This is a genomic window from Nostoc sp. FACHB-133 (assembly GCF_014698055.1).
Lineage (GTDB): Bacteria > Cyanobacteriota > Cyanobacteriia > Cyanobacteriales > Nostocaceae > Nostoc.
This window is the reverse complement of sequence record NZ_JACJSH010000028.1, coordinates 12,145-26,905: the sequence shown is the minus strand read 5'-3', so window position 1 is coordinate 26,905 and position 14,761 is coordinate 12,145. Positions and strand designations below refer to the sequence as shown.

Here is a 14,761-nt window from a genome sequence, read left to right as displayed (position 1 = left end):
GTAGAGGATTGTAGACATCGCCTAATTACTATAATTTCTTAATTAAGAATAAAGTTTAGCTTCTAACTTTTTCAAAATCTTCTTCGGATCGTTCTTATCTCCCTTCAAAAATTTTCAAGCAGCAAAACTTTCAACAGTTAAATAATGTATTTTTCCTGCCTAGTGCATTATTAAACTAAGGTGACTGATTTAACACCCACTTCAACCACTGCCTAAAAGAACTTATAGTATTCAAACGATTAACTCCAGGCGCACGGGTGGCAGCTAGTCCATCAACGGCGACTAATGCAGCATATTGCAAGCCCAAAAAACTATCAACGGCAGCATAAGGGCCACCTAAAGTAATAGCCCCAGCAGCATACATTTGACCTTTGCCACTACGCATTTCTACTAGTTCAAAATTGTTCGATACAGTCAATCGCCCCAGATGATTGACTGGAAGATTGTAATGTTTTACTAAATCTGCTATCAGAGGATTGGCATCTACTTTCGCATCCAGTCCAGTCGCATCAACAATAAAATCAGCTAGCAATTTTATTTCCCCAAAGCTTTGCTCTCGGATACTGGTAATAGTTCGGTTTTGGGCATCTCGTTCTACATCTAGCACCTCACCGAAGGTAATTTGATACCAGCCTTCGCTGATGCCTTGGGCAGTAATTTGCTGCCAGTCCTGGCGGTCGGCGGTGGTAGTTCCACCCCAGTCTGCTAGTAAACGCTTGCGTTCATCGGGGGTGGCTTTTTCTAACATTGCCCGGAGTTCGCCGCCCCAACAGGCTTTTGGCCAGTTAAAGGGTTGAAATTCGTAATGATTTTTGACTAGGCGTTGGGTATTTTGAAATTTGTTGCCTTGAGGTTTAGGCGATCGCATTAAATGCAAAACTGCAATATTCCGATTTCGCTTTCTGGCTTCATAAATGCGCTGAATAATCCGCGAAGCCACAATTCCCCGCCCCCGAATCAATACCGTACCACCTTGTCGCTCTAGTTGCTCATAAACATGATCGTGGGCTTCATAAGCATTGACGACAGATTTAAAATCTTGATATTTTTCTCTATAAGCTTGCAAATCTGGAAGAAATTGAATTGCTGGATACCCAGTAGCTAAATGTAAATAACGAGTAACTAAAAAAGCATAATTTCCTGGGGCGCGAGAATAGGCTACGCAATATCTGCCATCATCAGTTTTGCGAATTGCCCTAACTCGTCCATAACGATAAATTTGATTCCAGCCAATGCGCTTCGCTTCCCGGTCTATGGAATCAAAGACATTACCCGCACGGGGTGTATAAGTTTCAGCAAATGTTGGTTCAGCAAATACTTGCCATAAATACTTCAATGCTGAGTTTATCTGTCCCTTGCTGCAATCACGCCAAGCCTCACGCAAGGCATAACTAGGCCAGCCCCAAATATTATCAGGGCAAGAGTCAGAATTAGAACGCAGTCTTTCATATAAGGGGATTTGCGAATTCAAACAAAGGCGCTTGTAACGAGCATAAGGCTCTGCTTCCAATCCCAAAGCTACAATCTTGTCAGGACGCACACCACTAATTCGCAGTAAATCTGCCCAAACAAAGCTACCCAGTCCCGCCCCGATCGCTAGATAATCAGATTCATCTACTGATAAACCTGTAGCATGAAGCGCTTGCACAGCGACATTTTCCGATTGAAACGCTAGTGGCGGGAAATTACTTGCCAAGGGCGTTAGGGGCTGGGCAACAGGCAATGTGGGGTCTGGAAGATTGGTATTGGCGTTGAAGTGAATCGTTGAAGGCGGGCTGGTATCTGGTTCAGAGACGCTAGCACCAAATTTTACTGTGATTACATAAGGGCCAATTTGCAATGTATCGCCATTAGCCAAAACACTGCGCGTATGTGGTTTACCGTTGACATATACACCGTTAACGCTGCCTTGGTCAATCACCACTAGCTGGTTTTGTTCCCAGTCAATTAGCGCATGGTAGCGAGAAACCTCGTTACTGTTAAGCAGCATCCGAGAAACGCGCATCCCCCTGAGTTCGGCAGGTAAGCGAGGGAATTCTCGACCAAAAGCGATCGGTATATTCAACCTTGGTTCTCGCCGTTCTCCTGTCGCTGGTTCTTCCCAACTCAATTGAATTTGTAAGTCATTTGTCATTTGTCATTGGTCATTTGTTATTAGACTTGTTCAATAATTCCCTTTTGTCTCCCTTGTCTCCCTTGTTCCTAACTACCCGGTGCTACTAAAACACTCACAGCCGCAGCCAAAGATGTTCCACACCAATGACAGCCAATTTGTAGATTCTCTCCTGGGGAAACTTTATGGCATTTGGGGCATTCTAAACCATAAATTCCTAGCGGTGGTGCGGGAGGTGTTGGTGCATGGTGATGATGTCCGGGATGCGGTGGCATTAAAATTGTTGCTGGAATGCTGCCTGTGGAAACTTGAGTAACGTTGAGTTTTACTTGTCCCAAAGAGATACTAGTACCATCTGTTAAAGGCATTTCACCTTGGACTAATTGCCGTCCATCGACAAGTGGGGGATTTTGCGATCGCAAATTTCTGATATAAAAGCGCTGTTGCTGTTGATGAAAAAAGATTTCAACGTGCAGACCAGATACAGTAGGGTGACTCAGAACAATATCGCACCGGAGTGGATCTCGACCAATGCGGACAGTACCAGGATTTTGACTTGGCTGTTGTTCGTAAATGTTCTGAGTTTTATCTTGACCTGCATCGTGCCACTGTAAAGTTAGTGCGTTCATTGTTCTAACTTCGTAAATCGTATTTAGCTACTTCAACTTCCTTCTGTGCGATTCCTAACATGATTAAGTAGGCGCAAGCAAGTATTTAGAAAAAACTTCAACAAGCTTTATCTATCCGACGCTAATTTATCAGCAATACGTGTAGTTTCTGGCAGTCGATATTTGGGCGTACAGCGTAATACATAGTCAATCGCTGTCGGTAAACTAATTCTATGGCCACTGGAGATGTAGAGAGGTTTTACCCCGGTGCGCGATCGCAAAACAGCCCCAACGGTTTCATCCTTATATATCAGTGGTTGCGTGCTGCCTTTGGCTTCTGGCAATTCCTCATACTTACCTACCAACCTGGACTTAGCTACACCAATTGTTGGCATATCTATAAGTAACCCTAAATGGCTAGCTATACCTAATCTGCGGGGATGAGCAATTCCTTGACCATCACACAGGATAATACCTGGTGTTGTTTGAATTTTCTCCAAGGCATCGAGAACAGCTGGAATTTCCCGAAATGAGAGGAACCCAGGAACATAAGGAAAGGTAGTAGGACGGTGTGCTAGGCTCGTCTCAATTACTTGTAAATCAGGAAAACTCAGTACTGCGACAGCTGCACGGCTAATGGTTCCATCAGCTTCAAAACCCATATCCACTCCAGCAACGTACTGGATCGGTTCTTCTAGTTGATCCTCAGTAATTACTTGATCTCGCAGCTTTTCTTGGATAACTATGGCTTCTTCCAGCGTTGAAGGCCAAGCATGATCTCGATAAAACTTCATATTGAAAATGGGAATTTAATTGATTAATATTAATCCTGTTAATTTGGCAAGGGCAAAAACCGATGTTTATCCAGGGAAATATATTTTTTACAAAAGTCTGTGAAAGACTATCTTTATACTAAATATTTTAACCTAAGTTAGTTGATATTTTGCATCATAATGTTACTTAAGGCTGTTAAGAGGGAATTCTAAGAATATAAGTTTATTTTCCTAGACTTTCTCTTTTAGTGGTTATGACACAGCCGAATATTCTGGAACTTGCAAAACAGGGAGATGTAGATGCGATCGCATCTCTAATGAACCGCCACTTACACCCCAAAGGGATCACTGCAAAAGTTGCCTTTAAAGATGCTTGGTTAGAGGTAACACTAGAATCTGCCCAAGTACCAAATCAGCAAATTTTAGTTGCATTTATTCGCAAAGGTTTAACTGGTTTAGGGGCTGCATCTATTGAAAGCGTGAAAATTTACGGACAACAAACGGGTAAGAAGTTTCCAGCTTGGAGTAAGGAGTTTAATCTAGGTATAGTAGAAGATGAACTAGAAGCAGTAGATAATGAAGAGTCTTCTAGTGAACCTCAACTTCTAACTATTTTTATTAACTTAAGTGGCGATACAGCACGGGGATTAACAAACCAAGATTTTGAATCTATTGCTAATAAAATAAGCTCTGATATTTTATCATCTTGTACTGATATTTTTATTCAAAAAGTAAGTATTAGTAATGGTAGCTCTGTAATTACAAAGGAACGTTAATATCTAATTTGCCTCATGTATAGGTGCAGAGAAAGATTCTAAATTAGGGGCTTCTGCCAAAAATCTAATAAATCAAGGAAATTTTAAATATATAGCTCTAAAAATTTTGTAAATGTTGCTTTTGTCTGTATATGGGGAATCCTAATATAGACGATAATTTATCCGATTTTCGTATTTGTTAATTATGAAAAATCCCAATATTCAGGAAGTTACTAAGCAAAAGTTACAAAAGTTTTACTGGCCTTTATGGTTTCCTTATCCTACTTCTTGGTTAAAAGCATTAATTTTGAATCTATTGTTGAGCTTTATTATATTTTTACTCACTAATCCAGGAAAAGTAGGCTACCAAATTACATATTTGGCAAAAAGTCCCGAATTATTTTTTATGTTGACAATACTGTTAATCCTATCTCCTATTCCTACAATTTCTTTTACTCATCACTTATTACACCTACTTATTAGCCGGTTTATATCAGAAATTCAAGCACCAGAAATAGGTAGAATCAAAGGGTTATTTCCAGGAATAATGAGTTGCTGGGAAGGATTGTATGCTTGGCTTGTAATTGCAATTTCTACACTGATAGCAGCTTTTTTTTGCACAATGATTTCGCCATTATTTAATATTAGCTACACTAAGCCAGTTGAATCATATACAGAAGTTGAAAAGAATATAATACTAATATTTGGGCTGTTTTATATTTCTGCTGGAGCATTAACTTATCAAATTGAACATTTGGTAAGACAGCGAATAATATCTGCTTACTCTGGCACTAAAGAAACAGATGCAACTAAATCTAAGACTGATTTAAATAAAGATCAAGAACTTAATAGATTGCGCGGGGAAATGGGTTTACACAAAATGACATCCAATATTTTATCGAATGATAAAGAAATTCCAATCATTAAGACTCAGTATAAATATCGTAATTTCAAAAAAAATTGGGTGTTCGTTTTTTTGGTATTTTCAATTGCTGTAGGAATATTTTTATCTTTAAAATTTGGAGAAATATTTCCTCTAACATCTAAAACCTACACACAAATACCATCAAATTCTACATTAGTTACACCCTCACCAGTCATTTCAGAATCTCCAACTGTGTTACTTCAAACTGATACATTTCGAGAGGCAGTAAGTAAAGCAATTAATGCAGCTAACCTTACTCAATCAGCAAAATCTCCAGATGAGTGGAAGACAGTTGTGAGTCAGTGGGAAGCTGCGATCGCACTTATGAAAACTGTGCCATCTTCCAGCCCAAATTATGCAATCGCTCAACAAAAAATCATAGAGTATCAGAAAAATATCAACTACGCTCAGAAAAATGCCGTCGGTAGTAAGTAATGCGATCGCACCTCAAAGCTAAACTAGAAAAAGCAGTGTGTAGGCGTAGACCTTCGTAGACATCGCTCTTATCTTTACCTATCCTGATGAAATGCGAAGGCTCTATGCTTCAGAAGGATATCCAGTTAATTATCCCTAGCTAAAATTTGAGAAGAAGAGTACTTTCCCACGAAGCCAATCATGACAGAAGGAAAGACGCGACGTAATTTCCTAATAACCAGCATTGCTTTGACTGGAGGGATTGTGGCAACTAATGCCTTGCAGCAAAATACTAACAACACCGCAACACCGCCAGCAACTATGCCAGAACGGATGCTGGGACGCACGGAAGTAAATCTGCCTATCTTCGGGTTAGGAGGAGCAGGACAAACGCCACTATCCTGGGAAGGAAAAGAGGATGATGCTGCGGCAATTATTCAAAAAGCGCTGGAACTTGGCATTCGCTACTTTGATACGGCGGCTAGTTATGGGCCGAGTGAAGATTATTTAGGCAAAGTGCTACCACCCCATCGCTCAAACATATTTCTAGCAAGCAAGACTGATCAAAGAGATCGGGATGGAGCCTGGCGAGAATTGGAGCGATCGCTAAAACGTCTCAATACAGATTATCTCGATTTGTGGCAGTTGCATCATGTTTCTTTTTCTGAAGAACTCGACACCATTTTTAGTCCATCTGGCGCAATTAAAGCTTTAGAAGAAGCCATAGAACAAAAACTGGTGCGCTTCGCAGGTATTACCGGACATCACGACCCTCAAGTGATTGCCGAAGGCTTACGTCGCTATCCTTTCCACACTACACTCATACCTGTGAATGCCGCCGACCAACACCACCCACGTCCATTTATCCAGGTGGTTCTACCAGTTGCTCAAGAAAAAAATGTCGGTGTGATTGCGATGAAAGTTCCGGCTTATGGTCGGCTATTTAAACCAGGTGGACTGACGGGTATGGAGCAAGCTTTAGGTTACACAATGTCTCAGCCTGGAGTTCATTGTTGTGTAATTGCAGCAGAAACTATTGCACAATTAGAGAGCAATGTCAAGATCGCGCGGGCTTTTGTGCCTCTCAAAAAGGAAGAATTGACAGCGATCGCACTTGCGGCTGCTAATATCTGGGAAGATAGTACATTCTTCCGTACTTGGACTTAGCCGAACCTTGCACATATTACAAAGTGTATTATTACTCACGCTGATAATATTGTTCCGCTTGCGACATCTTAAACTGTAGTAGCTTCTCGTCTCCCAACTTGTATCGCAACCTCGGCTTAAAAGGCGAAATATTCAAACTACGAATAATTTCACTCGCTACAGCTTTGGCTAGTAGCGGTGGTACAGAGTTACCAACTTGCCGAAATCCGTGCCATTTGGTTACATGAAATCTAAACCAATCGGGGTAAGAATGTAATCTCGCCGCTTCCCTGACTGTAATACAACGAGGCGTAAATGGATGAATCGGTCTAGGAGATGTGAAAGAACCCCTATATTTGTCTGTTCCGGCTCTTAAAGTATTGCAGACACCACCAGGATGTAGCTTATGAAAACGACTAATTTTTTCTCTTTCACCTTGTTCAGTTTCCTGAAAACGTTGAACAGTTTCCGCAGAATGTTTTGTTCTTATACTTGAAGAAAGGATTCGCAAATCATATTCACGTTTATAAGAATAATCATTTTTTAGGCATTTAAGACCGCGAAGTACACGAGCATAGTTACTAGGCTTTTCGTATTCTCCAACAACCCAATCTCTTGTTACTAACTCAGGATAGTTTTCTATTTCGGGTAAATCTTTAATCGCATCCCAGACTGTAGGACTCAAGGGGATATCAGATATTTTTTTAGAAGTTAAATTATTTGGTAAGGCTGGTTTAGTAATCGGCTGAGGATATTTCGGTAATTCTACATCCTCCCTTGCACCTATAAGAAATAATCTCTCACGTGACTGTGGTACTCCGTAATTTGCAGCATTGAGAATTTGGTAATTTTCTTCTACTTTATAGCCGTAAATTTTAAACTCACTAATTAAAGATTGGAGAATTTTTTTATGTTCGCCAACCGTTATCCCTCGAACATTTTCCATTACAAAGAATTTCGGTTTTAGCTCAAAAACCAGGCGATGAAAGTGAAACACTAAAGAATTTCGCGGATCATCAACAACCCGTTTACCAATTAGAGAAAATCCTTGACATGGTGAACCACAAATTACCACATCAATTTCGCGATCGCCAATTTTAGACCGACTCCTAATTTCTTCACCGGTTGTATCCACAACACTTTGACATAACACTGAGCAATAAGGAAAGTTAAACTCATGTGTTGCACAGTGGATAGGGTCGATTTCTACAGACGCTAGCACGTCAAAACCAGCTTGTTCAAAGCCAAGAGTCATACCACCCGCGCCAGCGAACAAATCAACTGCGATCGCTCTTTGTTTTCTCATCTCATAAGCCATGACACCTCTAAAAAGATTGGGCATTGGGCATTGGGCATGGGGCATTGGGTATGGTATTCTCTTATCTCCCTTGTCTTCCTCATCCCCCACTCCCCGCCACCATTTGCAAAATTTCTTGAGCAGCGCGATCGCACACTCCAACTTCTCCTAAACTTTGCCGCATTTCTTCATAATCTAGCAAAGTTTGCTCTCTGCGACTGGGATTGAGTAGTAGTTCCATCGCGGCTTGGATAATATTCTCTGCTGTGGCTTGCTCTTGTAAAAATTCTGGCACAATCGGCTTCATCACAACTAAGTTTGGTGGCGATGCAAAGGCGATAGAACCTTTGAGGATTTTACGAGCTATCCAAGCAGTCAGGCGACTGAGGCGGTAAACTACAACTTGGGGCACATTTAACAGAGCAAGTTCTAAATTGACAGTACCAGATTTACTAATGGCTAAATCAGCCGCAGCAAAAACTTCCATTTGTTGACCTGATAGAACTGTCGCCCGTAAACCGTAACGCCTGATAGCCTCCTCAATTGGCTGTCTATAGACTTCCAAAGATAGGGGAATCCAGAAATGAACTTCGGGTAATTTAGCTTGAATAGTTTGGGCAGCTTGAAAAATAATTGGTAAAAGATATTTTAATTCTTGGCGGCGAGAGGCGGGGAGAAGTGCGATCGCAATTTGTTCTGGCGCAATCCCCAGTGTTGCACGCGCTGCTTGGCGACTGGGAGCGTCTTGCATTCGGTCAATCAAAGGATGCCCTACCCAAGTAACTTTTGCCCCTTGCTCACGAAAAAAACGGGCTTCTTGTGGGAAAATTGCCAACAACTTATCTGTAAAACCAACAATCCGGTTAGTTCTACGCAAACTTAATGACCAAGCCCACTCTTGGGGAGCAATGTAATACACCACAGGCACATCTGGTAACTGCTGTTTCATATAAGTCCCAATTTCCAGATTGGGAGTCATATAATCGATCAGCACTACTAAATCTGGTGGATTTTGTTTTAGGGAAGCGATCGCCTGACGTTGTACCTGGAGAGTAGGTAGAATATAAGGCAACCCTTCTAGAATACCCATTGAGCCAATACTACTAGTATTGCCCAGCAGAATTGCCCCAGCCTCCACCATTTTTTCGCCACCCAGCGCCACAATCTCTAATTTCAACCCAATCGCCATAGCTTGACGCTTCAGCGCTGTAATTAGCAGCGACCCTTGTAAATCGCCGGATACTTCGCCAGTGCTGATAAAAATCCGCATTTGATAATTAGGTAATTAGTAAAAACTAAGGAATGAATAGTTAGCAGTGAATACTTAGGAATGCGGAGTTAAAAATTTAATTCATCAATTCATAACTCCTGTAGAGACGCGATTAATCGCGTCTCTCCTAACTCATAATTCACGATTCATCACTCGTGCTTTTTTTCCCTTTACCGGGAATCAAACCACGTCTACCTGGCATCTGAGAAAGTAGCAGGAAGCGACGCAGATGTTGTAATTGTTCGCTATCCCCTAAAAGTTCCAGTTTTTCCAAGGCATCCTTAAAGGACAAATCAGAACGGTAGAGAATGCGGAAGGCTTTTTTCAGCGCAAGCAAATCTGCTGAGTCCATACCAGACCGTTTGAGTCCCACAAGGTTGAGGGTTCGCACTCGCGCCGGATTTCCCTCTACTAGCATATATGGGGCTACATCTCGGTCAATACGTGCCATACCTCCCACCATTGCGTGTCTACCAATACGCACAAATTGATGGACACCTAAAACCCCACTCAGCCTGGCGCGTGATTCAATATGCACATGACCCGCCAAGGCTACAGAGTTGGCAATCACTACCTGGTCTTCAATTACGCAGTTATGAGCCACATGGACATAAGCCATCAGCAAGTTACCATCGCCAATTACTGTTGCTTCACCAGCACCAGTAGCGCGGTTAATAGTAACGTACTCACGAATTAAGTTGTTATCACCAATTTTGACCCAAGTTGGTTCTCCCACAAACTTGAGATCCTGGGGTTCCATACCGATGGCTGCACCTGTAAAAATCTGATTTTGCGCCCCAATCTCACAAGGCCCCTCTAACACAGCATGAGCGCCGATTATTGTTTCAGGGCCCACTTTGACATGCGCTCCAATCACAGCATAGGCACCGACTTGCACTGTATGGTGGAGTTCCGATTTCGGATGAATTACAGCAGTTGGATGAATTAGCGTTTTCAAGGGTGAATCTCCAGAACTGTCTTGATAAGTCAGCGCCAGATAGGGTTTCTAAGGCAGCGTGTTAATCTGGTTAAGAGATTTATACAAACTACCGCCCCATCAAGGCGACTGGTAGAGCGTGAAGTATTTCAGTGAACGAAAGTGTCGGGCAAAGCAAGTTAAGTGTGTTCGAGTAGCATTTCGTCGAGAGGGCGTGGAAAATCAAGAAATTATCAGATGCTATGGTGGATTTTTTTTACTTTTATCCTTTGGTAGGATTCAGTAAGGGCATTTCACGGCTATGCCCACACCACGAAAGCAAACTTTTAGTTGACTAGAGAAAACATTAATTCCCCTTCACAAGCAAGTTGACCGTCAACTTCGGCACGACCTTGCATCTTACCGAAACGACGTTGTTTTACCCATAACAGTTCCACTGTCATGACTAGTTGATCCCCCGGTACGACCTGGCGGCGAAAGCGAACTTTATCGATACCAGCGAAAACAAATAGCCCGCCTTCTACCGAAGACATTTGAGTGAGAACAATGCCCCCAACTTGTGCCATTGCTTCGACAATTAGCACCCCTGGCATCAGTGGACGGCCGGGGAAATGTCCTTGGAAATAGTTTTCGTTGATAGTAACATTTTTAACGCCAACAGCTTTTTTACCTGGAACGTAGTCAATTATTTTGTCTACAAGTAAAAATGGGTAGCGGTGGGGTAATAATTTTTGAATTTCTTCAGATGTGAAAGTTGTTTTAATTTCAGGGGCGATCGCAGTCTCATTTATACCCTGTAGTTCGGTAGATGTAGATGTAGTTGGATCGATAGTATTCACTTCAGTGAGGATTGACATTGGCCCTATAGTTAATTTTTCATCTGAAAGTTTAGCAGGCAAGCGCAGATCGAAACCTTAATAATCCGGGATTTTAAGCTTTAGAGTAAATTCAAAATCTAAAATCCAAAATCTAAAATTTTCTGAGCCAGTTGAATGTGTAAATTATGGCTGGCTTTATACGCTAAGAAATGAGCTTGAGGAAAAGTTCCTAGTAAACTCAAATCTCCGACTAAATCCAAGATTTTATGACGGACTGGTTCATTTGCAAATTTCAGTGGGGGGTTTAGCCACCCTTCTGGCCCGCAAACAAGTGCATTATCTAAACTACCACCTTTAATTAACCCAGTTTTTTGTAAGTGTTCAATTTGATGCAGTAACCCAAAAGTACGGGCAGGAGCAATTTCGGCAGCAAAGCTAGCAGAAGCTTTTTCTAGTTCAGTGGTTAGTGACCAACTATACCATTGATTACCAATGGCGGGCAGGTCAAAATCAATACCGTAACTAAAACGAGTTTCTGGTGCTGGGAGGGCACATACAAAGGCATCCCCTTGATAAACCCATATTGGTTCTGTAACAGTCAAAGGAAATTGGTTGTTAACGGGTTGTGATACTAGGCCCACTTGGGCAATATTGGCTGCCCACACACTTGCGGAACCATCCAAAAGCGGGACTTCTGGCCCATCAATTTCAATCCGGGCATTATCCACACCCATACCCGAAAGTGCTGCCAACAAATGTTCTACTGTGCGAACATATACCTCACCCTTCCCCAACTGAGTTGAGAGAACAGTGTGACTAACTGCCGCAACTTGGGCTGGAATAATCGGTAAATCCGGTAAATCCACCCGCACAAAGTAGCGTCCACTTCCCGTTTCAGCTGGTAGTATCCGCACCTGGGTATTCACACCGCTATGCAATCCCACCCCTACTTGGGTGATTTCGGCTGCTAGAGTGTGCTGTTGCATAGCCAAAAAGTCAATATATTTTGTTTAGTATTGTTCATCGTCTGTTTTGGTAAAGTCCCTGATATTCCCCTAAAAAAGTCATTAATCCCTTTATCGGAACAGTATTGAGGTAAATGTCAAAATTAGCAAGCTAATTGTCATTTGTCCTTTGTGATTCACTAATGACCAATACTTCGGCTTCGCTCAGTACAAGTGACTAATGACTAATGACAAACTAAAACCTTTCGCCAATACCGAAATTAATCCGACTATCTCCGTCATCGTTGACACCGTAGTCAATACGAATTGGCCCCAGTGGAGACTGGACGCGAACGCCAAGACCATAACCGTAGCCACTACCATTTTTGTTCAATACTTCAGCCGCCCTGGTACTGGTTCCCAAATCGCTGCCGAGATCAAAAAATAGTGCGCCACTGACTACTGAAAAAACTGGGAACCGATATTCAACTGATGCTTGCACGTAAGAGCGTCCACTACCTAATGCTCCTTCTTCGTAACCCCGGACGGAGTTGCTACCCCCAAGAGTAAAGGCTTCGTAGGGGGGCAAGTCACCAAGGATGGTTCCTGCTTGCAGGTTAAATGCTAAGGTTTGCGCCCCCTTGGTAAGGTTAATCAGCTTAATGGGTAAATATTGGCTGTAGCTACCCCGCACTCTGGTGAGAAGAATGTTTCCTAGTCCGATGGGAACCGACTGATCAACCCCGAAGCGAAGATAAGAACCGCTAGTGGGTTGCAATGGGTTATTACGGAGATCGCGCTGTGCCCCCAGTTGCAGCAGTAGTAAATCGTCTTCACCTCCCGGAGATTCGGTCAGTGGAACTGAGATTGGTTGACCATTGGCGGTGGGGTTTCCATTCTCGTCGAGCGGAACTCCATTATCATTGAATACCGCTCCTGTTTTTCTGAGATTGCCATCGGCATCACGGGCGGAAACCCGTTGATACTGTAAACCTGCTGATGCAGTCCAAACGGAAGTTTTGTAAGGATTGCTGGAAAGAGGACGGGTAAAGGTGACACCGCCACCTAGACGGAGAATGCGGGGGCGATCCTGAGAATCTGTATTACTGGGATTATTTGGGTCAAAAGTCCTAATATCTTCATCTTTGCCATCAAAAATCAAGGAAATGGAACTGCGGCGAAAAAGATTGGTTGTGTAGGAAGTCCGGTAAGGATCTCCCGCAATCCAAGGGTCTGTATATCGCACGTCAAATAACAGTTCTCGTTCTCCCACCTGCACTTCTGCGCCCAGTTTTTGGTTTCTACCGTTCAGGTTTTGCTGTTGATAGCTAACTGTTCCAAAAAGTCCGCTAGCAGAACTAATCCCTGCCCCAGCCGCAATAGAACCACTACTACGTTCCGCTACATTCACGACTACATCCACCTTGCTGGGGTCAGTACCAGGGTCTAGGGAGACATTCACATCTTCAAATAGTCCTAGTCCGTACACGCGCTGTAGGTCTTTTTGCACCGTGTTGCGGTTGAATGTTTGCCCTGGCTTCAACTCCAATTCTCGGGTAATGATGTAATCTTGTGTCCGTCCGCGAATTGGTTGTCCCTTCTCGTCTGTCTCTTGACCATCTTTATTGCGGAACCGGACTCTAATATTCTCTACAACACCTTCTGCTACTTGTAAAGTAACAACTCCGTTTTCAGAAACTTGGGGCGCTCCAATGACGTTGGCTAGAACATAACCTTGGTCTTGATACCGCTTGTTTAACTGCTTGATGCCTTCTTGCAAGTCACGCAAGTTGAGGATTTTGCCATACTGCTCCTTAAATACTTCATCCACAGTAGTAGGTGGGAGTACAGAGGGAACACCAGTGCCAGGATTGGCTTGCACTTCTACTTTGCTCAGGACGGGGTTAGGCTGTACAACAAAGCTCACCCGCACTCCCAAAGGGGTATCTTCTGGCGATGCTTGGACATTGGAGAAGAAGCCAGTACCAAAGATGGCGTTAATATCTTCTTGCAATTGGCTGCGAGTTGTTGTTCGTCCTGGTTGGGTACGAATTACCCTGTAAACTTGTTCTTCCAGTTCTGGTGATAGTTGCCCAGACTGGGATCTAATGAGTACTTCCGACACCAGTACGCGGGGGTCATTGGCTTCTGGGGCTGTGTTGGGTTGAGTACTTTCTGGAGTTGTCGGCGGGTTAACATTCTGCGGACTGGGTGTAGCACCTGGTCTTGGAGCAGGTGTTCGTTGTTGACCATCTGGAAATGGAACGTCTGGAGCGGTAGATGGTTCTGGAGTTGTAGGTAATAAAGGTTCTGTTGTCGGTGGATTGACGTTCTCTGGGACTGGAGTCGTCTCAGGAGTTGGGGAAGGCGTTGATTGTTGAATTTCTGGCGTTGGGATGTCTGGGGCTGGAGAGGGCTGTTGAGTTGGGCTGGGATTGATTTGAGGGGTTTGTTGTGCAGTTTTTGGCGTTGTGGAGGTTGGCACTATTACCCCTGGTGTCGGATTAGCAGGGTAAACTGCGACAATCCGAGATTTCTGTGCCTCTATAATCCCTGTGAGATTAGATCGAGATTTGAGATTTTTAATAGAGTCAAGCTGACTAGTGTCCTTTTCTGGCTGCTGATTTGTTTCTAGTGTCAAAACTTCTGTTGTCTGTTTTGAAGTTTTGGCAGTTTCTGCTTTTGCACTCAATGAGCCGCCCAAAGGGACTGTAATTGCTATTGCTGCCAGCAATACGGGAGATAAACGCATTTTACTTAT

At 43.0% G+C, this 14,761-nt stretch carries 12 protein-coding genes; 3 read left to right on the top strand and 9 right to left on the bottom strand.

Going from position 1 to position 14,761, the window contains the following annotated elements; all coding sequences use genetic code 11:
* Nucleotides 1–175 precede the first annotated feature (175 nt).
* The 3 genes from H6G86_RS21915 to nfi form a co-directional block, all read right to left on the bottom strand.
* Nucleotides 176–2,134 carry an FHA domain-containing protein gene (locus H6G86_RS21915; RefSeq protein WP_190936075.1) on the bottom strand — a complete coding sequence of 653 codons (1,959 nt, stop codon included), beginning with the start codon at nucleotides 2,132–2,134 and terminating at the stop codon, nucleotides 176–178.
* 68 nt (nucleotides 2,135–2,202) lie between these two features.
* Complete coding sequence (locus tag H6G86_RS21910) at nucleotides 2,203–2,742, bottom strand: FHA domain-containing protein (protein WP_190936074.1); 540 nt, start codon at nucleotides 2,740–2,742, stop codon at nucleotides 2,203–2,205.
* A 107-nt stretch (nucleotides 2,743–2,849) separates the two neighbouring features.
* Nucleotides 2,850–3,515, bottom strand: a complete 666-nt coding sequence (gene nfi, locus H6G86_RS21905) for a deoxyribonuclease V (RefSeq protein ID WP_190936073.1) — start codon at nucleotides 3,513–3,515, stop codon at nucleotides 2,850–2,852.
* 233 nt (nucleotides 3,516–3,748) lie between these two features.
* On the opposite strand from nfi, the gene H6G86_RS21900 reads away from it, so the two are divergent.
* The 3 genes from H6G86_RS21900 (at nucleotide 3,749) to H6G86_RS21890 (ending at nucleotide 6,755) form a co-directional block, all read left to right on the top strand.
* Complete coding sequence (locus tag H6G86_RS21900) at nucleotides 3,749–4,270, top strand: hypothetical protein (RefSeq protein WP_190936072.1); 522 nt, start codon at nucleotides 3,749–3,751, stop codon at nucleotides 4,268–4,270.
* 184 nt (nucleotides 4,271–4,454) lie between these two features.
* A complete protein-coding gene (locus tag H6G86_RS21895; protein ID WP_190936071.1) occupies nucleotides 4,455–5,609 on the top strand; it encodes a hypothetical protein in 1,155 nt (384 codons plus the stop codon).
* A 180-nt stretch (nucleotides 5,610–5,789) separates the two neighbouring features.
* Nucleotides 5,790–6,755 carry an aldo/keto reductase gene (locus H6G86_RS21890; RefSeq protein ID WP_190936070.1) on the top strand — a complete coding sequence of 322 codons (966 nt, stop codon included), beginning with the start codon at nucleotides 5,790–5,792 and terminating at the stop codon, nucleotides 6,753–6,755.
* Nucleotides 6,756–6,786: 31 nt separating this feature from the next.
* Here the strand turns inward: H6G86_RS21890 and dcm are convergent, their stop codons facing one another.
* The 6 genes from dcm to H6G86_RS21860 form a co-directional block, all read right to left on the bottom strand.
* On the bottom strand, nucleotides 6,787–8,052 hold the full coding sequence (dcm, locus tag H6G86_RS21885; protein WP_190936118.1) for a DNA cytosine methyltransferase: 1,266 nt from the start codon (nucleotides 8,050–8,052) through the stop codon (nucleotides 6,787–6,789).
* Nucleotides 8,053–8,131: 79 nt separating this feature from the next.
* Nucleotides 8,132–9,301, bottom strand: coding sequence for a lipid-A-disaccharide synthase (lpxB, locus tag H6G86_RS21880; protein ID WP_190936069.1), 1,170 nt, complete (start codon nucleotides 9,299–9,301; stop codon nucleotides 8,132–8,134).
* Between the two features lie 139 nt (nucleotides 9,302–9,440).
* A complete protein-coding gene (gene lpxA, locus H6G86_RS21875; RefSeq protein ID WP_174711967.1) occupies nucleotides 9,441–10,259 on the bottom strand; it encodes an acyl-ACP--UDP-N-acetylglucosamine O-acyltransferase in 819 nt (272 codons plus the stop codon).
* Nucleotides 10,260–10,564: 305 nt separating this feature from the next.
* Entirely contained in the window at nucleotides 10,565–11,095 is a 531-nt protein-coding gene (gene fabZ, locus H6G86_RS21870; RefSeq protein ID WP_190936068.1) for a 3-hydroxyacyl-ACP dehydratase FabZ, read from the bottom strand.
* 98 nt (nucleotides 11,096–11,193) lie between these two features.
* Entirely contained in the window at nucleotides 11,194–12,042 is an 849-nt protein-coding gene (gene lpxC / locus H6G86_RS21865) for a UDP-3-O-acyl-N-acetylglucosamine deacetylase (RefSeq protein WP_190936067.1), read from the bottom strand.
* Nucleotides 12,043–12,256: 214 nt separating this feature from the next.
* Nucleotides 12,257–14,752 (bottom strand): BamA/TamA family outer membrane protein, encoded by a 2,496-nt coding sequence (locus H6G86_RS21860; RefSeq protein ID WP_190936066.1) that lies wholly within the window; start codon nucleotides 14,750–14,752, stop codon nucleotides 12,257–12,259.
* Between the last annotated feature and the right edge of the window lie 9 nt (nucleotides 14,753–14,761).

Bases quoted from the DNA above. Each gene is read 5' to 3' on its own strand.
- H6G86_RS21915 (WP_190936075.1), bottom strand. From the start codon at position 2,134: ATGACAAATGACTTACAAATTCAATTGAGTTGGGAAGAACCAGCGACA.
- H6G86_RS21910 (WP_190936074.1), bottom strand. From the start codon at position 2,742: ATGAACGCACTAACTTTACAGTGGCACGATGCAGGTCAAGATAAAACT.
- nfi (WP_190936073.1), bottom strand. From the start codon at position 3,515: ATGAAGTTTTATCGAGATCATGCTTGGCCTTCAACGCTGGAAGAAGCC.
- H6G86_RS21900 (WP_190936072.1), top strand. From the start codon at position 3,749: ATGACACAGCCGAATATTCTGGAACTTGCAAAACAGGGAGATGTAGAT.
- H6G86_RS21895 (WP_190936071.1), top strand. From the start codon at position 4,455: ATGAAAAATCCCAATATTCAGGAAGTTACTAAGCAAAAGTTACAAAAG.
- H6G86_RS21890 (WP_190936070.1), top strand. From the start codon at position 5,790: ATGACAGAAGGAAAGACGCGACGTAATTTCCTAATAACCAGCATTGCT.
- dcm (WP_190936118.1), bottom strand. From the start codon at position 8,052: ATGGCTTATGAGATGAGAAAACAAAGAGCGATCGCAGTTGATTTGTTC.
- lpxB (WP_190936069.1), bottom strand. From the start codon at position 9,301: ATGCGGATTTTTATCAGCACTGGCGAAGTATCCGGCGATTTACAAGGG.
- fabZ (WP_190936068.1), bottom strand. From the start codon at position 11,095: ATGTCAATCCTCACTGAAGTGAATACTATCGATCCAACTACATCTACA.
- lpxC (WP_190936067.1), bottom strand. From the start codon at position 12,042: ATGCAACAGCACACTCTAGCAGCCGAAATCACCCAAGTAGGGGTGGGA.
- H6G86_RS21860 (WP_190936066.1), bottom strand. From the start codon at position 14,752: ATGCGTTTATCTCCCGTATTGCTGGCAGCAATAGCAATTACAGTCCCT.